Below are 17,238 nucleotides of genomic sequence, written 5' to 3'. Positions count from 1 at the left end.
GCTTAGGCCGGCCCGAGCGGGCCGGCCAACGCAGTCATTTCAACGCGCACCCAAGGCGGCCTTCATGGGCTGTGGCCGAGGCTTGCGAAACACCAGCACGTTCCCCAGCATCACCAACACCAGCCCCACCAACGCCGGCGCCGTCCACTGGTAGCCCTCGACAAACGCCGACACGTTCAACGCCACCACCGGGAACAACACGGTGCAATACGCCGCCCGCTCCGGCCCCATGCGCCCCACCAGCGTCAGATAGGCAGTAAAGCCGATCACCGAACCCGGGATCACCAGGTACAACAGTGAGCCGATGTAGCGCGTGTTCCATTCCATGTCGAACGGGATGCCTTTGAACGTGCACCACACCGCCAACATCGCCGCGCCATAGGCCATGCCCCAGGCGTTGGTGGTCAACGGCTTGAGGCCGGCCTTCTGTTGCAGGCTCGACAGCATGTTGCCTGCCGAGAAACACAAGGTGCCCAGCAACGCCAGCGCCAGGCCAAGCAAGGTTTGCGGGCTGGCGCTATGACCGGCCAGCTCCGGCCAGAACAGCAGCGCCAGCCCCAGCAGCCCCAGGGCGCCACCCAACAGCACGTTACGGGCAATCCGCTGACCGAAGAACACACGGGCATTGAGGGCATTCCAGAGCGTGGCGGTGGAAAACACCACGGCGACCAACCCACTGGGAATCCACTGGCTGGCGGTCAGGAAGCACATGAAGTTGATGCAGAACAGACACAGGCCCTGGGCAACGCAAATCAAATGGCCACGCCGATTCATCACCTGCAAGCGCCGGCTGAGCAAGAGCATCGCAAACAGGATCAGGGCCGCAAGGCCGAAGCGATAGACAATCGACACCGGGATGGCGACGACGCCCAACTGCAGTTTCAGGGCAATCCAGGTGGTGCCCCAGATGAGCACGGTAAGCAGGTACAACGAGAGGTTCATGGTGACGGCTCCTGACAATGACGTTCAGTGTCCCGCTGCCATTGACCCGGCGCTTGCGTAAACTTGCGGTTTTGTCAGCTGACAGGCTGGCACGGACCGGCCGACGGAGTAGGATGCAAGCGTTGGAGAACCGATCATGTCCACACTGCAAACCCTGCAAGTCTTTCAAGCCCTCAACAGCTCACCCAATGCTCGCCTGGAGCACAGCGCCGAGCTCGGGGACGGCTTGGCGGCCGCTTTGTGGAGCAATCACCACGATGCCCGGGACTACGAGGCGCCAACGCACCATACGCTATCGTGCTACATCGCTGGCGGCACCGGTACGTTTCGCCGCGAGCGACCCGACACCACGGGGGCACCGGACAAACTCTGCATCCTGCCGGCCGGGCATGAATCAGCCTGGGTCATCAACGGCGATATTCGCCTCGCCCACCTGTATTTCAGTGCGGAACAATTTGCCCTTGGCTGCGTCACGCTGCTGGACCGCGAGCCCCGGCAGGTGCAACTGCACGAGGAGACCTTCCTCGACGACCCGCGACAGGCACAGCGTTTTCGCCAGTTGATCGCGCTGAACTGGGACGAACCCGGTGAACGCCTGCTGACCACCAGCCTGGCCCATGACTTGCTCAATCACCTGCTGCTCAGCCAGGTGGGCCAGCGCCAGGGACTTCGCCTCAAAGGCGGCCTGGCCGCTCATCAACGGCGGTTGCTGGTGGATTACGTCGACAGCCACTTGGCCAATGCCATCAGCCTCGGCCAATTGGCGGCGCTGTGTGCGTTGTCCGAATACCACTTCGCGCGGATGTTCCGCGAAAGCTTCGGGCTGCCTCCTCATCAATATGTGCTGGCCAGACGCTTGACCTGCGCGCGGCATTTGCTGCGCACCACCTCACAACCGCTGGGCGACGTGGCGCTGGCCTGCGGATTTGCCAGCGCCAGCCACTTCACCAATCGATTCCGTCAGGCCCTGGGTGCGACGCCTGGGGAGTATCGGCAGGCGTTCTTGCGCTAGCGCCGGCTATCGCCATCGCGAGCAGGCTCGCTCCCACAGGAGAATGTGATCAATGCAGGAGCGCAAAGCGATAAAAACAAAACGGGCCTGCGATTGCAGGCCCGTTTTTCAGTCGCAAGTGAAATGAACGAGGTTTCAGCCGTGAAGCGCGGCCCGTTCGTTTTCCAGGAATTCCTCTTCCAGCATCGCATCGGCCAAGGCTACGGATTCGCTCGGTTCCTCAATGACGGCGCGCTTGCCGCGCAGTTTGCCGAACAAATGCTCCAGGGCATTTTCAAGTTTGGTGGCCGCGCCTTCGATCGCCAGTTCCAGCGATTCGGCCTTGTGCGTCACGGAAATCGGCTGATGGCCCTTTGGCCGTGCTTCAAGCTGGCAACGCAGATCATGGGGACCAGGCTTATCGCCGTTCTCGTCCCGCAGATGAACCTCAACCCGTGTCAGGTCCTCTTCATAACGTTCGAGCGTGCTTTCGATGGTAGTACGTACCCACTCCTCCAGTCGGATGCTGCTTTGAATATGGTTATCGCTGTTGACTTGGATTTGCATAGTTCATCCCTTATTTCAGCTAGCTCGCCGGGGGCCGTCGACGTTGATGCAACGGCCCCTTGAATACAGAGTCGGGCTGGCGGATGAACAATTCAACCCCTAAAAAAAGATAAATATTCATATGCAAATAAAGCCAGACAACGGCCAAAAGCGCTGTTAATGTCGGGAGTTACCCCTGCCCTGCCTGCCCACCATAAATCGCCTCCCCTCCTGCACCGTCAGCGAACATCCGCGCGTTATTGCCCCGAAACGGGCAGCGGCCACAGCCGCATTCCAGAGCGTTTGGCGCCCAGGCGCCGTGATCATTGTCCGACAGTTTTTCCGGCATGCCACTTGCTAACTCCCTGTAGGAGCTGCCGCAGGCTGCGATCTTTTGATCTTGAGGCCTGCCTGGCCCCAGGAATCTCGAGATGAACACGATCATGGAATGGCCGGTGGTCCGGTGTTGCGAACTAATCCCGATCATGGCCGGTCAACAACTGCACGTTCAATCAGGCGGTGACGCATCATGGACAACCCTTTTCAGATCATTACCGACGCCTTTGCGCCGCATTATCAAATCAACCTGAGCATTCAGGGCCTGGACGGCAGCATCATGCTGACCCTGTCCAAGAGCGGGCGCATCGTTGCCAAACGCATGATCAGCGCCCAGCAGCGCAACGACCCGGAGCGGCTCAAGCGGCTGGTGCAAAGCATTCAGTTCGGTATCGCCATCGAGCAGGGCCACAGCGCCGTGGCCATCCTCGAAGCCATGACCGGCGGTGACAGCATCAAGCTGCCACCACCGCACGCACAGGGGCCGGCGCCCTCTGCCGCCGGGATCTAGATTTCTCCTTTCTCCACCTCGGCATGCTCGCTGGAACCCGCGCCGACCTTGCGGTGCGGGTGCTCGATCTTCACCGAGGGGAACTGCGACGAAGCGTAGCGCACCACCAGGATCGAAAACGCCAGCAGCAGGATGCCACCACACAGGTAGATGATCCCCAGGTCTGGCGGGCTGTGGTGGGAAACGTTGGAAATCAGCAGCCGCGTCAGCGCCGTGATCGCCACGTAGATCAGAAACCGCACCGGCATGTGGTTGGTCTTGAAGTAGATCCCGACCATCGCCCCCAATTCCAGATAGATGAACAGCAGCAGGATGTCATCGATCTTGATGTGTCCTGCTTCGATCATCTGCAAGAATTCCATTACCGCCGCCCACGCGGTCACCGCACCGATGGCGAACAGGGCCAGGTAATGGAAGGTCTCGACGAACAGGTTTCCCAGGGACTCGGCCAGTTGATGGACGTTCTGGCGCAAGGTCTCGGCCCAGTTGATTTTCACGATGTAGTTTCCTTAGGTCGGCTCGACCGGATGATGCGGGTTGGACGTGACGGTTGTTCTGCATGCAGAAAAAAGGCCAGCGACTGAAGGTGAGATGGCGATAGGCTGGTATCCGGCACTTTTGCGATCGTCATGCGGCCTTGTCGCGAGCAAGCTTTGCTCCCACACAAGCTTTTACTCCCACAAGCTTTGCTCTCACATGCAGAAACCGGTCTACATTAAAAAGCCACTATCCAAAGCAACAGGATTCGCTTATTCTTTTGCCTGTATATAAATACAGTAGTCACAAAGACAACCAATGTGAAGGCATGTGAGGTGGTGAATGGCCGTCGAAGTGGTATACCGCAGCAGCCGAGATCTGGAGCGCTTGTTCATGGATAAAGCCGAAGCTGACCGTCATGACAAAATGCTGGAACTCGCCGAATTGCTGGCAGAGGTGTTGCAAAAAGCCGTTCCATCGCTGAGCGAGCAACAAGTCGAGGAAGCCGGGATCTACATGGCGAAGAATCGTGATGTGTTCGCCAAGGCGTTCAAGAGCCAGCCGGACGCCTTGTCCGAACTGCTCAATCCGTCGGACGAATAACTAAAAAAGATCGCAGCCTTCGGCAGCTCCCACATGGAACAACCGTGCAGGAGCTGCCGAAGGCTGCGATCTTTTTCAGTAATAACGGCGTGGATCTGAATCGATCAGGCTCGCCAGCTTGGTCAGGGCGAAACGCAGTTCGTCCTGGCTGGTAGGGGACATCAACACCAGCCGTACACAGCGGGTTGTCCCTGAGCGCTCAGCCTGGAATTGGGTGCCGCTGAGGACCAATACGCCGTTGGCCCGGGCGAGCATGGTGAACTCGTCGCTGGTCCATGGCTCCGGCAGCGTCAACCAGACGTGATAGGAATATGGCTGGGTCTTGAGCTCGAAATTGGCAAAGATTTCCCTGGCGATCGCCTGTCGCCCCGCCGCCTCGTTGCGCTGGATGCGAATCAGTTTCTTGTCCAGGCCCTCGGTAATCACATTGCTGGCCAACTGCGCGGTCAATGGCGACGGCATCCAGACGCTGCTGCGCACCATCGAGGTCAGGCGAGACAGCAGTTTCGGCGGGCTGTAGATATAACCTACACGAAGCGCCGGCATGACCGATTTCGACAGACTGGTCAGGTACACCGAACGGTCCGGCGCAAAGGCCGACAGTGGCTTGATCGATGGGTCGGTGGCCAGGAAGCCATAGATATCATCGTCCAGGATGATGAAGTCGAACTCCTCGGCAAGCGCGGCGATCTGGGCCCGACGCTTCTGCGACATGATCGCCGCCGTCGGGTTCTGGCAGGTCGCCACGCAGACCAGCATCGCCGGCTTCTCTCGCAGGCACAGTTCACGCAACGCTTCGGGAATGATGCCCTCGTCATCCATCGGCACGCCACGCAGGCGCCGCTCAAGACCGTGGGCCAGGGAGATGATGCCCGGGTAGCAAAGCGCTTCGCAGAGCACCAGGTCACCGGCGTTGGTCAGGGCGCTCATCGCCACCATCAAGCCATGCTGGGCTCCTGCGGTAATCACCACTTGCTGCCATTGCGCGTCGGGCAATGAATGACGCAACCATTGCGCCCCCGCCTCGCGATGCGCCGGGTGACCGCCATCCGGCGCGTAATCCAGTGCGCGAGCGAAATCGGTGCTCTTGGCCATGCCCACCAGCGCGCCACGCAACCAGTACTCCAGGGTTTCGCTGTAGGGCTTGATGATCGAAAGATCGAGCAGTTCGGATTGCCCCAGGTTCAGCGGCGCGGAGGCGCTGTTGCTGGCCGGCAGCTCCAGCTGTTTCTGGTTGAGCACGTAGGTGCCACGCCCCACTTCCCCCTGCACCAAGCGACGCCGATGAGCTTCGCTATAGGCCCGACTGATGGTGCCCGGCGTGACATTCAAGGTGGTGGCCAGCTCCCGCAAGGTCGGCAGGCGATCGCCCTCGTTCAACACGCCGTTGTTGATATCGCGCGCCAACGCATCGGCAATCGACAAATACATCGGCTGACTGAACTCGCTTAGCTGGGGAACCCACATGAATGATCACTGCCCATCGTAGAAATGATGAATATCCGAGCATATCACATGGAGGTTAGGCAACTAATAATTCGACACAATCGACACATTGAGTCGATTGATACGATTATTGAATCGTTTCTCAATGTCATGTGAAGAAATTTTTACTAGAAATAAAATCATTTAAAATCAAATATTTAGTTCTTTAAATCCGCAAAAATAGCCCGTCACAACAGAAAAATATCTCGTAACAATCCCGCCCCCTATTGAATCAACTCAATTCATTCAAATACACTGATCTCGAATCGAAGCAATCGACTCAATCATTCACTGCGCGCTCCTGTCGCGCCAAGTCGAGACATCATGGACACATTCAGAAAGGATCTATCTCTGTCGGCGATCATCGCGGGCTTCATCGCCGTGATCATTTCCTACGCCGGCCCGCTCATCATCGTGTTCCAGGCAGCCAAGGAAGCGCACCTGCCCAACGACGTGGTGTCTTCATGGATCTGGGCCATCTCCATTGGCAGCGGGATTACCGGCCTGTTCCTGAGCTGGCGCCTGCGTGTTCCGGTCATCACCGCATGGTCGACACCGGGTGCAGCGTTGCTGGTGTCGATGCTGCCCACCGTGACCCTGCCCCAGGCCATCGGTGCTTATGTGGTGGCGTCGGTGATCATCGCGCTGGTCGGCCTGTCCGGTGCGTTCGACAAGCTGATGAGCCGCTTGCCCAAGGCCATTGCCGCCGCCATGCTCGCCGGGATCCTGTTCCGCTTCGGCGCCGAGCTGTTCACGTCGATCAAACTGCAGCCGGCTCTGGTCTTGGCGATGATCGCGGCATACCTGATCTTCAAGCGCTTTTCGCCACGCTACGCGATCCTGTCGGTGCTGATCGTCGGTTGCGCGGTGGCCGCCTCGTTCGGTGAACTCAATAGCACCTCGATCACCATCGCCGTGGCCCAGCCGATCTTCATCGCCCCTGAATGGAACTGGCACGCAATCATCAACATCGGCCTGCCACTGGCGCTGGTGACCTTGACCGGCCAGTACGTGCCAGGCATGGCGGTGTTGCGCACCTCGGGCTACAACACGCCGGCACGCTCGATCATCTCGGTCACCGCGATTGGCTCGATCCTGATGGCCCCGTTCGGTTCCCACGGTTTGAACCTGGCGGCCATTACCGCAGCGATCTGCACCGGCCGCGAAGCCCACGAAGACCGCGACAAACGCTACATGGCCGGGATTGCCTGCGGGGTGTTCTACATTCTGATGGGGACCTTCGGCGCCACCCTGGCCTCGGTGTTCTCCGCACTGCCGAAAGAATTGATCGCCGCCCTCGCCGGCCTCGCCTTGTTTGGCGCAATCAGCGCCGGGCTGACCGGCGCCATGGCTGACGAGAAACAACGCGAAGCGGCACTGATCACTTTCCTGGTGACGGCTTCGGGCATGAGTTACCTCGGCCTGGCCGCCGCATTCTGGGGCTTGATCTTCGGCCTCGTGGCGCACTTCGTGCTGACCTACACCCGCGAACGCAAAGCCGCCGTTATCGCCGAGGGCAGCCGACCATGACCGCTCGTTACGACTTCATTGTGGTGGGTGGCGGCATCGCCGGCGTGTCTGCCGCTTATGAATTGGCAGCCCATGGCAGCGTCTGCCTGCTCGAACAGGAACAGCAACTGGCCTATCACACCACGGGGCGCTCAGCCGCGATCTCGATGGAAAGCTACGGCAACCAACAGATCCGCTCACTGACCTGCGCGTCCCGGCGCTTTTTCGAAAACCCGCCCGAGGGCCTGGCCGAGCATCCGCTCTGGTCGCCCCGGGGCGCGCTGATCGTGGCCCAGGCAGCACGGGTGGACAAACTCAAAGCGCGTTTCAGCGCCGTCCTGGGGCAAGTGCCCACGGCCGAGCTGCTCGACGACAAGCAAGTGCAGGAGCTCGTGCCCTACCTCGCCGAAGGCGCCTGGAGCGCCGGGATCTACGAGCCCAGCGCCTTCGATTTGGATGTGCACGGTATTCACGGCGCCTACCTCGGTGGGCTGCGTGCCCGCGGTGGTGTGATCAAGCGCGAGACCGAAGTGCTGCGTGGCGAATATCGCGACGGGCACTGGCGCTTGCACACCCAGGACGGCCAGCAATTGCAAGCAGCCATCGCGGTCAACGCCGCCGGTGCCTGGGCCGATGAATTGGCCGAGCGCTGCGGCGTGCCCAAGGTCGGTGTCCGACCGTTGCGGCGTACCGTGCTGGCGGTCGATCCACAGTGCGACGTGCACCACACGCCCTACCTGGGCACGGTCGACGAGGACATTTTCATCAAGCCTGAAGCCGGGCGGCTGATCGTCTCCCCCTGCGATGAAAGCCCTTCGTTGCCCTGCGACGCGCTGCCGGAAGAGCTTGACCTGGCCATCACCATGGATCGCCTGCAAAACACCACGCGCCTGCGCCCACGCTCGATCATCAATAAGTGGGCAGGCCTGCGAACCTTCGTCGCCGACCGCTCGCCGGTGCTCGGCCAGGATCCGCAGCAAGAGAGTTTTATCTGGCTCGCCGCCCTCGGTGGCTACGGCATCCAGGCCGCGCCCGCCATTGCACGCCTGTGCAGCCATGCGGCGCTGGGCATCGCCATGCCGGACGACCTGGCGGCGCTGCAACTCAACTACCAGCATTTTTCCCCGGCCCGTTGCCGCGACGAGGAATTTTCCAGCCTGGCCGTCAAGCAGGTTGCCGATTTGCACTAACCCCCACCCACTTAACAAGGAACGTCACTATGCAAACCACCGCTCAAATCCAGCCCGCCGCCAAACCTTTCCTGGGCGAAGAGAACGTCATTTTCACCGATAAGGCACCACTGCCGCTGGGTACCTATTCCCAGGGCATCAAGGTCAGCCACGGGCAGACCATCTACCTGTCGGCACAGACCCCGGTCTCGGCGCTGAACAACGAAGTGCTGGCCAAGGATTTCGAAGGCCAACTGCGCCAGACCCTCGACAACCTGGTGCAAATGGCCGAAGCGGCAGGTGGCACTCTGGCGAACGTGGTCAAGGTCACGGCGTTCATCACTGACTTGAGTGAGTTCCCGACCCTCAACCGCGTCATGGAAGAGTACTTCACCAAGCCCTACCCGGCCCGCACCACCGCCGGCGCCAGTGCACTGGCACGCAACACCCTGGTTGCCATCGACGCCATCATGGTGATCTGAAACACCTTCTGTCAGCGGAGTGCCCGTCGGTCCGGTGAGCTGGACCGACGTTGGCAAGGAAAGCACCAGCACAGCGTACTTTCAGAGGGTGACCATGAAAAATTCGTACAGAGAGTATGTATTGCAGTGCCTGGTTTGCGATCGAAGCTACCAGCCCCATGAGGTCAGCTATTACTGCCCTCATTGCAAAGTCGATGGTGCCCTGGACGCGCTTTACGATTACCCGACACTCAAGCGCGAATGGTCCCGGGACAGCCTGGCCCATGACCACGCCCGTGGCATGTGGCGCTATGACCGCTTGATGCCGTTGAGCTCGACGCAATTCATTCCACCGTTACTGGTGGGCAACACGCCGCTGTACTCACGCCCGGAATTGCTCGGCAAAGGCGCCCGGATCAAAGTCTTCGTAAAAGACGAATCGCGGCAACCGACCGGGTCGTTGAAGGATCGCGCCAGCGCCCTGGCGGTGGCCCACGCCATGCAATCCGGTGCACGCACCGTGGCAGTGGCCAGCACCGGTAATGCCGCTTCGGCATTGGCCGGGATGAGCGCCAGCCTGGGCTTGCACAATGTCATTTACCTGCCCAAGAGCGCGCCCCGCGAAAAACTCGCGCAGATGCAGGGCTACGGCGCCGAGATCGTGCTGGTCGACGGGCAATATGACGAAGCTTTCGAGCAATGCCTCAACGCCTGCGAAGAACATGGCTGGTACAACCGCACCACCGGGATCAACTCGTACATGAGCGAAGGCAAGAAAACCGTCGCCTTCGAGATGTGCGAACAACTCAACTGGCAGGTGCCGGACCTGGTGTTCGTGCCCGTCGGCAACGGCTGCATCCTGGGCTCGGTCTACAAGGGCTTTTTCGACTTGCTGCAATTGGGCTGGATCGAACGCATCCCACGCCTGATCGGCGTGCAGGCCGAGCACAGCAACTTCATGTACCGCGCCTGGCGCGACGACCGCTCGATGCAGAAAACCGAGCGCCGTCCCCCCACCAGCCTGGCCAGCAGCATCAATGTGGCGCTGCCGCGTGATCGCCTCAAGGCCATGCGTGCGGTCACCGCCAGCGGCGGCGAGTTCATCTGTGTCAGCGACCCGAGCATTGTCGCCGCCGCCTCGAGATTGGCCGCCAGCACCGGCGTGTTTCCGGAAGCCGGCGCCGCCAGTGCCTTCGCCGGTCTGCTCAAGTATGCCGAAACACACCCCGACACACCGCAAACCGCCGTGATCCTGATCACCGGCAGCGGTTTGAAAGACACTTCCATTTTTCTATCCGACTCGACCAAAAGCCAGCCACGGGTGTTGCCGCATCACGTGACCGCGCCACTGGCCGAGGCGCTTATCTAGGGAATCACACCATGAGCCTGCAAAATTTCGACCCCACCATTGCCCGCCTGATCGACCGCGAGCGCAACCGCCAGGAAACCCACCTGGAGCTGATCGCTTCGGAAAACTATGTCAGCGAGGAAGTGCTCCAGGCCCAGGGTTCCGTGCTCACCAACAAATACGCCGAAGGCTATCCGGGCAAGCGTTACTACGGCGGCTGCAAGGTCGTCGATGAAATCGAGAACCTGGCCATCGAACGCGCTCGCAAGTTGTTCAACTGCGAATACGTCAACGTGCAACCGCACTCCGGCTCCCAGGCCAACCAGGCGGTTTTCCTGGCAGTACTTGAACCCGGCGACACCATCCTGGGCATGTCCCTGGCCCATGGCGGCCACCTGACCCACGGCGCCTCGGTGAATTTTTCCGGCAAGATCTACCGGGCATTTTCCTATGGCCTGGACACGGAAACCGAAACCCTCGACTACGAAGAAATGGAAGCCCTGGCCAGGGAACACCGGCCGAAGATGATCATCGCCGGGGCCTCGGCCTATTCGCGGACCATCGACTTCCAGCGCTTTCGCAAGATCTGCGATGAAATCAGCGCCTACCTGATGGTGGACATGGCGCACTACGCCGGGTTGATCGCTGCCGGCGTGTACCCGTCGCCGGTTGGCATCGCCGACTTCATCACCTCCACCACCCACAAGACCTTGCGCGGCCCGCGCGGCGGTCTGATCCTGGCCAAGGCGCAATATGGCGCCCTGCTCGACAAGACGATTTTCCCGGTGTACCAGGGCGGCCCGCTGATGCACGTCATCGCCGCCAAGGCCGTGGCGTTCAACGAAGCCTTGGGCGATGGGTTCAAGCATTACCAGCAGCGGGTGATCGACAACGCCCGCGTCATGGCCGACGTCCTGACCCGACGCGGCTTGCGGGTGGTGTCCGGCGGTACTGATTGCCATATGTTCCTGCTCGATCTGCGCTCGATGAACATCACCGGCAAAGACGCCGAGGCGCTGCTGGAAAGCGCCCATATCACCTTGAACAAAAACGCGATTCCCAACGATCCGCAGAAACCGGCCATCACCAGCGGCATTCGCATCGGCACGCCGGCACTGACCACCCGCGGTTTTGGCGAAGCCGAATGTGCCGAAGTGGCGAACTTGATCGCCGACCTGCTGGAACAGCCGGACAACGCAGCACGCCTGGACAACACCCGGCGCCGAGTGATGCATCTTTGCGAATGCTTTCCGGTGTATCTGTTGAGGTAATTGCAGCTGTGGGAGCAAAGCTTGCTCGCGATGAACGATGACTCGATTAGCCTGAACAGTCGCGGCGCCTGCATCGCGGGCAGGCCTTGCTCCCACAGATAGGCTGCTTCACTACTACCCATTACTTCCTTTTGATTTTCAGCGGTACAACAAACGCTCCGCCAGCTCATCGGCTACCCGGGCCGGTGAGCGCTTCTCCGCCTGGGCGTGGGCGAAGACTTCCGTGAGCCGGGCACCGATTTTCGACAAGTGCGCGGTGATCGTCGACAGTTCTTCGCCACGATGTTTCAGCGCGACGTAGATCAGGCCACCGGAGTTGATCACATAGTCCGGCGCATAGAGAATTCCACGTCTTTCCAACTGGTCGGCCACTTGCAGGTTGCTCAACTGATTATGGGCCGAGCCGGCAACGGCCGAGCAGCGCAGTTGTGCCACGCTTTGGCTGTTGAGCACCCCACCCAACCCGCAAGGAGCAAGGATGTCGCAGGGCGTGCTGAGCAACGCGTCGTTGGCGATCGGATGGGCGCCCAGTTGCTCCATCGCCAATTGCACCTTGCCAGGGTCGATGTCGCTGACCAGCAATTCGGCACCAGCCGCGTGCAGTTGTTCGGCCAAGGCATAACCGACGTTGCCCAGGCCCTGGATCGCCACCCGCAGGCTTTCGAGGTTATCGCTGCCCAGGCGGGCCATGGCGGTGGCACGGATACCGGCAAAGACCCCCATTGCCGCGTGGGGCGCGGGATCTCCCGAGGCCGTGGTGCTGGTGACATGGCGAGTCTGCTGGGCGATGCAATCCATGTCGGCCACCGACGTGCCGCTGTCGATGGCCGTGATATAGCGACCGTCCAACTGCTCGATACAACGACCAAAGGCTTCGAACAACGCAGCCCGACTCTCGACATGGGCCGGGCGCATGATCACCGCCACCCCGCCGCCCACGGGCAAGCCGGCCAGTGCCGCCTTGTAGCTCATGCCTTGGGCCAGGCGCACGGCATCGGCCACGGCACTTTCGTCGTCGGGGTAGGCAAGATAACGACAGCCCCCCAGGGCGGGCCCCGGACGGCTGCAATGAATGGCAATCACCGCCTTCAACCCGGTTGCCGGGTCTACGCTTAGGTGCAGCGATTCAAGGCGGGAGCTTTGCATGAGAGCAAACATCGAAAGGCTCCCGAATCACTTTTGTTTGTTTCGCCAGTATAGGCGTGCAGTCGAAATTTGCTGGAGCACGCAGGAATAAGTCGCCGGGGTGGTCAGTCCTTTTCGGCATAACCTGTTACAGCCTCTGTCCGAGACTGGACGAAAATCCACGGCAGGGCTAAAACGGGAGCATAGCCCGGAGAGTTTGATGAAACCGCGCCAAGCCTTTTTTGATTGTCTGCACCGCTCGCCACCAGCGCTGTTCGAAGCGGCGCTGTGGATCGCTGCCGAACATGATCGCGAGGTCGACGTACCGGCCTTGCTGAAGGATTTCAAGGAGCTGCAACAACGGGTCAGCCAGGGCTTGCCGATGCTGCCTGTCAGCGAACTGGGCCAGCCCTTGCTGCGGCGGCTCAATGACTTGGGTTTCGCCCAGGACGACTTCACGCCTTTGCGACCGCGAGCGGCGTTACTGGACAAAGTCCTGGCGCGCAAACGCGGGCAGCCCCTGGCCCTCGGCCTGATCGCCCTGGAACTGGCCCGAGGCCTGGAAATTCCGATGGTCGGTGTCAATTTCCCCGGGCATTTCCTGTTGAAGGTGCCCGGCGCCGATCACCTGCTCGATCCGTGCGGTGGCCGCCGGTTGTACCCCAATGACTGCCGGGAACTGCTACAGCGCCAATACGGCGCGAACATGCAGCTCAAGGCTGAACACCTGGTCAACGCCGAGCCGATGCAGATGCTGCAGCGCCTGTCGCGCAACCTGCGTCAACTGCATCTGGCGAACGACGATTACATCGCGGCCCTGATCGACGCCGAACGGGTGCTGGAGCTGGGCAACGCCAGCGCCGCCGACTACCTGGCCCGCGCCAGCCTGTATCAGCGACTCGATTGCCCCAACGCCGAACGCTTCGACCTGGAGCATGCCCTGATGCTCAGCGACGATCCGATCCAGCGAATCCGACTGACGGAGCGGCTGGGGCATTTGCCACCGAATTCGGTTGTGCATTGAGCGGTTGCAGGTGGTTAAATCGCTATCGCGAGCAAGCTCGCTCCCACAGTTGATCGCATTGAACTCAGGTTTTGTGCTTGTCACAGTCCAATGTGGGAGCGAGCTTGCTCGCGATAGCGGTGCAACGGCCTACATCAATGTCAGGCCGGGGTATCCGGCTGATTCGCCGGGTGCGCCTGTTGGAACGCCACATGCCCAGCCGCCAACGCCGCAACACGACGGATCCGCGGATACGCCAGCAACGAAACATTGAACCGCTCGGCCGCGTACAACTGCGGGATCAGGTATACATCCGCCAGCCCCGGCGCTGCACCGAAGCAATAGCCGTCGTCGCCAATCAACTGCTCCACCGCCGCCAAGCCCTGGCTGATCCAGTGGCCGATCCACTCCGTCACCTGCGTTTCATCGTGGCCCCACTGCCGCAGTTTGTTGAGCACGCTGACGTTGTGCAGGGGGTGAATGTCGCAACCGATCAGCGCGGCGACGCCTCGTTCGTGGGCGCGCATCGCCAGGTCGGCGCTGAGCAGCGGCACCTGTGGATAACGCTCCTCCAGGTATTCGATGATGGCCGGCGATTGCACCAGCAGCGCGCCCTCATCGGTGCGCAGCGCCGGCACCCGGCCCTGGGGGTTGATCGCCAGATAGGCCGGCTGGCGATGCTCGCCCCCAGGCGCAGCGATCAGGTTGACCGGCAGGGCCTGGTAATCCAGGCCCTTGAGCGCCAGTGCAATGCGCACCCGATAGGACGAGGTGGAGCGATAGTAGGTATAGAGTTCCATGCCCTGCCCCTCAACACGCCGGCAGGATCTTGCCCCGGCACTCGCCGAAGCCGATGGACGCGAAACCCTCGCGGCGGCAACGGGCCCGCAAGATGATTTCGTCACCGTCCTCAAGGAATCGGCGCACTTCGCCAGACGCCAGTTCGATCGGTTTTTTACCGCCTTCGGTGATTTCCAGCAGACTGCCGAATTGATGGTTTTCAGGGCCCGACAGGGTGCCCGAGCCAAACAGGTCGCCGGCCTGCAACTGGCAACCGTTGACGCTGTGGTGCGCAACCATTTGCGCCACGGTCCAGTACATGTACTGGGTGTTGCTCAGGGTCAGGCGCTGGGCCGGCAGGTTTTGCTCGCCCATGGCCTCGGTGAGCAACAGGACTTCCAGCTCGATGTCGAAGGCACCGCCGGCCTGGTCACGCTTGTCCAGCAGATACGGCAGCGGTTGCGGATCGCCTTGCGGGCGTGCCGGTTGCGGGCGACGGAACGGTTCCAGGGCTTCAGCCGTCACCACCCATGGCGAAATACTGGTCAGGAAACTCTTCGACAGGAACGGCCCCAGCGGCTGGTATTCCCACGCCTGGATATCCCGGGCCGACCAGTCGTTGAGCAGGCAGAACCCGCCAATGTGTTCGGCGGCATCGCCGATGGGGATCGGTTCGCCCAGGGCATTGCCCTTGCCGATCCAGATGCCCAGTTCCAGCTCATAGTCCAGCCGCGCACACGGGCCGAAGGTCGGCTCGCTCTGGCCGGCCGGCAGGGTCTGGCCCTTGGGGCGGCGCACGTCGGTGCCGGACGGGCGAATGGTCGAGGCGCGACCGTGGTAACCGATGGGGACGTATTTGTAGTTGGGCAGCAACGGATTGTCGGGGCGGAACAGCTTGCCGACATTCTGCGCGTGCTCGATACCGACGTAGAAGTCGGTGTAGTCGTTGATCCTGGCCGGCAGGTGCATCTGGCAGTCGGCCGCGAGGAGCAGCAGTTTCGCGCCCTGGGCTTCGACCTTGCCACGCAGGGGGCTGTCCTCGCGCAGCAGTTCCAGCAGTCGTTCACGCAGGGCAACCCGGGCGCCTCGGCCCAGGTCGAAAAATGCATTCAACTGGCCGTCGGCCATGGCTTCGACAGCCTGGCGTGCCGCGCCGTCAAACAAGCCCGCGTGCAGCGCCGCCTGCAGATCGAAAATGCGCTCGCCAATCGCCACGCCGCTGCGCAGGGCACCGCCATCGACACTGAAGATACCCAATGGCAGGTTCTGCAACGGGAAGTCCGCATGGCCGTTGGCACAGGCGACCCAGCTACGGGCAGGGGAAAGTTGAGTCATGGGTTATCTCCGGGTCGGGTCGAACGTGACAGGCAGTGAGGCCCAACATGCATCGTAGTCGGTTTGCAGTTGCGGGCAGCCCAGGGCGAAACGACTTGGACGCAGCACCTGGCTGGTCTCGAACATGAACGCCATGGTGTTGTCGATTTTCGCCGGCTGTAGATCGGCGTTGATCGCCTTGGTACAGGTCTCGCCATCCGGGCCATGGGCACTCATGCAGCTGTGCAAGGACGCGCCGCCCGGTAGGAAACCTTCGGCCTTGGCATCGTAGGCGCCCTGGATCAGGCCCATGAATTCGTTCATCAGGTTGCGGTGGAACCACGGTGGACGGAAGGTGTTCTCTGCCACCATCCAGCGTGGCGGGAAAATCACGAAATCGAGGTTGGCCAGGCCGTGGACGCTGGTGGGCGAGGTCAACACGGTGAAAATAGACGGGTCCGGGTGATCGAAGCTGACCGTGCCAATGGTGTTGAAGCGGCGCAGATCATATTTATACGGCACGTTGTTGCCGTGCCAGGCCACCACGTCGAGGGGCGAATGATCCAGCTCGCACCCCCACAACTCACCGAGGAATTTCTGCACCAGCGGGGTCGGTTGCGCGAGGTTCTCGTAATGGGCGACCGGAGTCAGGAAATCCCGCGGATTCGCCAGGCCATTGCTGCCGATGGGCCCGAGGTCCGGCAGGCGTAGCGGCGCGCCATGGTTTTCGGCGAGGTAACCACGGGCCTGCGGATCGAGCAGTTCAATGCGAAATTTCAGCCCCCGGGGCAGCACGACGATTTCCAGTGGTGCCAGTTCCAGCACGCCCAACTCGGTGGCGATCCGCAGCCGTCCCAGTTGCGGCACGATCAGCCATTCACCGTCGGCATTGAAAAATACCCGCTCCATGGAGCGGTTGGCCCGGTACTGATAAAGGCTGATGCCGGCCGGCTTGTCCGCACCGGCATTGGCCGCCATGCACACCAGCCCGTCGATGAAATCGGTGGGCTCGGCGGGGATCTCCAGCGGGTTCCAACGCAGGCGATTGGGTGTGACGTCGCCCAATGGGCCGCCCGCCAATTGCCGTTCGAGCTTGGTGAAGGCCGGATGATTGGCCGACGGCCGGATGCGATACATCCAGGTACGCCGCGCTTCGCTGCGAGCCATGGTGAACGCCGTGCCGGAGAACAACTCGGCATAGAGACCGTACGGGGCTTTCTGTGGCGAGTTCTGGCCGACGGGCAGTGCGCCGGGCAATGCTTCGCTGGCAAATTCGTTGCCCAAGCCTGATTGGTAAGCCAGGTCCGACGCTGGGGAATCGAGGTTCATGGAGCCTCCAGGAATGCGGCCCGTCACTCAACGGAGTG

Annotated in this window: 17 protein-coding genes; 9 read left to right on the top strand and 8 right to left on the bottom strand. The window is 61.2% G+C overall.

Annotated features, from left to right (window positions below; all coding sequences use genetic code 11):
• Window positions 1-39 precede the first annotated feature (39 nt).
• Window positions 40-942, bottom strand: coding sequence for a DMT family transporter (locus tag AB4O09_RS06350; protein WP_003205405.1), 903 nt, complete (start codon window positions 940-942; stop codon window positions 40-42).
• 136 nt (window positions 943-1,078) lie between these two features.
• Here AB4O09_RS06350 and AB4O09_RS06345 point away from each other — a divergent pair, with 136 nt between their 5' ends.
• Complete coding sequence (locus AB4O09_RS06345) at window positions 1,079-1,954, top strand: helix-turn-helix domain-containing protein (protein ID WP_027911439.1); 876 nt, start codon at window positions 1,079-1,081, stop codon at window positions 1,952-1,954.
• A gap of 135 nt (window positions 1,955-2,089) precedes the next feature.
• On the opposite strand, the gene AB4O09_RS06340 is transcribed toward AB4O09_RS06345, so the two are convergent.
• A complete protein-coding gene (locus AB4O09_RS06340) occupies window positions 2,090-2,500 on the bottom strand; it encodes an HPF/RaiA family ribosome-associated protein (protein ID WP_003205407.1) in 411 nt (136 codons plus the stop codon).
• A 508-nt stretch (window positions 2,501-3,008) separates the two neighbouring features.
• On the opposite strand from AB4O09_RS06340, the gene AB4O09_RS06335 reads away from it, so the two are divergent.
• The gene (locus tag AB4O09_RS06335) at window positions 3,009-3,326 is read left to right on the top strand and encodes a DUF3509 domain-containing protein (RefSeq protein WP_003205408.1); all 318 of its coding nucleotides are present in this window, start codon (window positions 3,009-3,011) and stop codon (window positions 3,324-3,326) included.
• Here the strand turns inward: AB4O09_RS06335 and AB4O09_RS06330 are convergent.
• Window positions 3,323-3,823: a phosphate-starvation-inducible protein PsiE gene (locus tag AB4O09_RS06330; RefSeq protein ID WP_003205409.1), complete on the bottom strand. Its 501-nt coding sequence runs from the start codon at window positions 3,821-3,823 to the stop codon at window positions 3,323-3,325. The two genes, AB4O09_RS06335 and AB4O09_RS06330, sit on opposite strands and share 4 nt — an antisense overlap.
• Window positions 3,824-4,145: 322 nt before the next feature.
• Between AB4O09_RS06330 and AB4O09_RS06325 the strand changes: the two genes are divergently transcribed.
• Window positions 4,146-4,406, top strand: coding sequence for a YebG family protein (locus tag AB4O09_RS06325; protein ID WP_003205410.1), 261 nt, complete (start codon window positions 4,146-4,148; stop codon window positions 4,404-4,406).
• Between the two features lie 75 nt (window positions 4,407-4,481).
• Here AB4O09_RS06325 and AB4O09_RS06320 read toward each other — a convergent pair whose 3' ends face one another.
• Window positions 4,482-5,873 (bottom strand): aminotransferase-like domain-containing protein, encoded by a 1,392-nt coding sequence (locus AB4O09_RS06320; protein WP_003205412.1) that lies wholly within the window; start codon window positions 5,871-5,873, stop codon window positions 4,482-4,484.
• A 342-nt stretch (window positions 5,874-6,215) separates the two neighbouring features.
• Between AB4O09_RS06320 and AB4O09_RS06315 the strand changes: the two genes are divergently transcribed.
• From AB4O09_RS06315 to glyA, 5 genes are all read left to right on the top strand, one after another.
• Entirely contained in the window at window positions 6,216-7,421 is a 1,206-nt protein-coding gene (locus AB4O09_RS06315) for a benzoate/H(+) symporter BenE family transporter (RefSeq protein WP_003205413.1), read from the top strand.
• Window positions 7,418-8,590: an NAD(P)/FAD-dependent oxidoreductase gene (locus tag AB4O09_RS06310; RefSeq protein ID WP_212795349.1), complete on the top strand. Its 1,173-nt coding sequence runs from the start codon at window positions 7,418-7,420 to the stop codon at window positions 8,588-8,590. The genes AB4O09_RS06315 and AB4O09_RS06310 overlap by 4 nt, the downstream gene beginning before the upstream one ends.
• A 29-nt stretch (window positions 8,591-8,619) precedes the next feature.
• Window positions 8,620-9,051, top strand: coding sequence for a Rid family detoxifying hydrolase (locus tag AB4O09_RS06305; RefSeq protein ID WP_003205417.1), 432 nt, complete (start codon window positions 8,620-8,622; stop codon window positions 9,049-9,051).
• 94 nt (window positions 9,052-9,145) lie between these two features.
• A complete protein-coding gene (gene thrC / locus AB4O09_RS06300; protein ID WP_003205418.1) occupies window positions 9,146-10,399 on the top strand; it encodes a threonine synthase in 1,254 nt (417 codons plus the stop codon).
• 11 nt (window positions 10,400-10,410) lie between these two features.
• Window positions 10,411-11,649, top strand: a complete 1,239-nt coding sequence (gene glyA, locus AB4O09_RS06295) for a serine hydroxymethyltransferase (protein ID WP_460108028.1) — start codon at window positions 10,411-10,413, stop codon at window positions 11,647-11,649.
• 138 nt (window positions 11,650-11,787) lie between these two features.
• Here the strand turns inward: glyA and AB4O09_RS06290 are convergent, their stop codons facing one another.
• A complete protein-coding gene (locus tag AB4O09_RS06290) occupies window positions 11,788-12,807 on the bottom strand; it encodes a Glu/Leu/Phe/Val dehydrogenase family protein (protein ID WP_003205422.1) in 1,020 nt (339 codons plus the stop codon).
• A 187-nt stretch (window positions 12,808-12,994) separates the two neighbouring features.
• Between AB4O09_RS06290 and AB4O09_RS06285 the strand changes: the two genes are divergently transcribed.
• Window positions 12,995-13,798, top strand: a complete 804-nt coding sequence (locus tag AB4O09_RS06285) for a SirB1 family protein (protein WP_003205424.1) — start codon at window positions 12,995-12,997, stop codon at window positions 13,796-13,798.
• 140 nt (window positions 13,799-13,938) lie between these two features.
• Here AB4O09_RS06285 and maiA read toward each other — a convergent pair whose 3' ends face one another.
• Genes maiA through hmgA form a run of 3 tightly spaced genes read right to left on the bottom strand, consistent with a single transcriptional unit; the run spans window position 13,939 to window position 17,200 of the window.
• Window positions 13,939-14,577 (bottom strand): maleylacetoacetate isomerase, encoded by a 639-nt coding sequence (gene maiA / locus AB4O09_RS06280; protein ID WP_038859414.1) that lies wholly within the window; start codon window positions 14,575-14,577, stop codon window positions 13,939-13,941.
• Window positions 14,578-14,587: 10 nt separating this feature from the next.
• Entirely contained in the window at window positions 14,588-15,892 is a 1,305-nt protein-coding gene (gene fahA / locus AB4O09_RS06275) for a fumarylacetoacetase (protein ID WP_123351189.1), read from the bottom strand.
• Window positions 15,893-15,895: 3 nt separating this feature from the next.
• Window positions 15,896-17,200: a homogentisate 1,2-dioxygenase gene (gene hmgA, locus AB4O09_RS06270; RefSeq protein WP_013694190.1), complete on the bottom strand. Its 1,305-nt coding sequence runs from the start codon at window positions 17,198-17,200 to the stop codon at window positions 15,896-15,898.
• Window positions 17,201-17,238: the final 38 nt, after the last annotated feature.

It is taken from the genome of Pseudomonas sp. H1_F01 (assembly GCF_054681425.1).
The sequence above is the reverse complement of the archived record's forward strand: the minus strand, read 5'-3'. Positions and strand labels throughout refer to the sequence as shown.

Coding starts and splice junctions, on each gene's coding strand:
- AB4O09_RS06310 (WP_212795349.1), top strand. CDS start 7,418: ATGACCGCTCGTTACGACTTCATTGTGGTGGGTGGCGGCATCGCCGGC.
- AB4O09_RS06345 (WP_027911439.1), top strand. CDS start 1,079: ATGTCCACACTGCAAACCCTGCAAGTCTTTCAAGCCCTCAACAGCTCA.
- fahA (WP_123351189.1), bottom strand. CDS start 15,892: ATGACTCAACTTTCCCCTGCCCGTAGCTGGGTCGCCTGTGCCAACGGC.
- AB4O09_RS06285 (WP_003205424.1), top strand. CDS start 12,995: ATGAAACCGCGCCAAGCCTTTTTTGATTGTCTGCACCGCTCGCCACCA.
- AB4O09_RS06315 (WP_003205413.1), top strand. CDS start 6,216: ATGGACACATTCAGAAAGGATCTATCTCTGTCGGCGATCATCGCGGGC.
- maiA (WP_038859414.1), bottom strand. CDS start 14,577: ATGGAACTCTATACCTACTATCGCTCCACCTCGTCCTATCGGGTGCGC.
- AB4O09_RS06335 (WP_003205408.1), top strand. CDS start 3,009: ATGGACAACCCTTTTCAGATCATTACCGACGCCTTTGCGCCGCATTAT.
- AB4O09_RS06350 (WP_003205405.1), bottom strand. CDS start 942: ATGAACCTCTCGTTGTACCTGCTTACCGTGCTCATCTGGGGCACCACC.
- thrC (WP_003205418.1), top strand. CDS start 9,146: ATGAAAAATTCGTACAGAGAGTATGTATTGCAGTGCCTGGTTTGCGAT.
- glyA (WP_460108028.1), top strand. CDS start 10,411: ATGAGCCTGCAAAATTTCGACCCCACCATTGCCCGCCTGATCGACCGC.
- AB4O09_RS06340 (WP_003205407.1), bottom strand. CDS start 2,500: ATGCAAATCCAAGTCAACAGCGATAACCATATTCAAAGCAGCATCCGA.
- AB4O09_RS06325 (WP_003205410.1), top strand. CDS start 4,146: ATGGCCGTCGAAGTGGTATACCGCAGCAGCCGAGATCTGGAGCGCTTG.
- AB4O09_RS06320 (WP_003205412.1), bottom strand. CDS start 5,873: ATGTGGGTTCCCCAGCTAAGCGAGTTCAGTCAGCCGATGTATTTGTCG.
- hmgA (WP_013694190.1), bottom strand. CDS start 17,200: ATGAACCTCGATTCCCCAGCGTCGGACCTGGCTTACCAATCAGGCTTG.
- AB4O09_RS06305 (WP_003205417.1), top strand. CDS start 8,620: ATGCAAACCACCGCTCAAATCCAGCCCGCCGCCAAACCTTTCCTGGGC.
- AB4O09_RS06290 (WP_003205422.1), bottom strand. CDS start 12,807: ATGTTTGCTCTCATGCAAAGCTCCCGCCTTGAATCGCTGCACCTAAGC.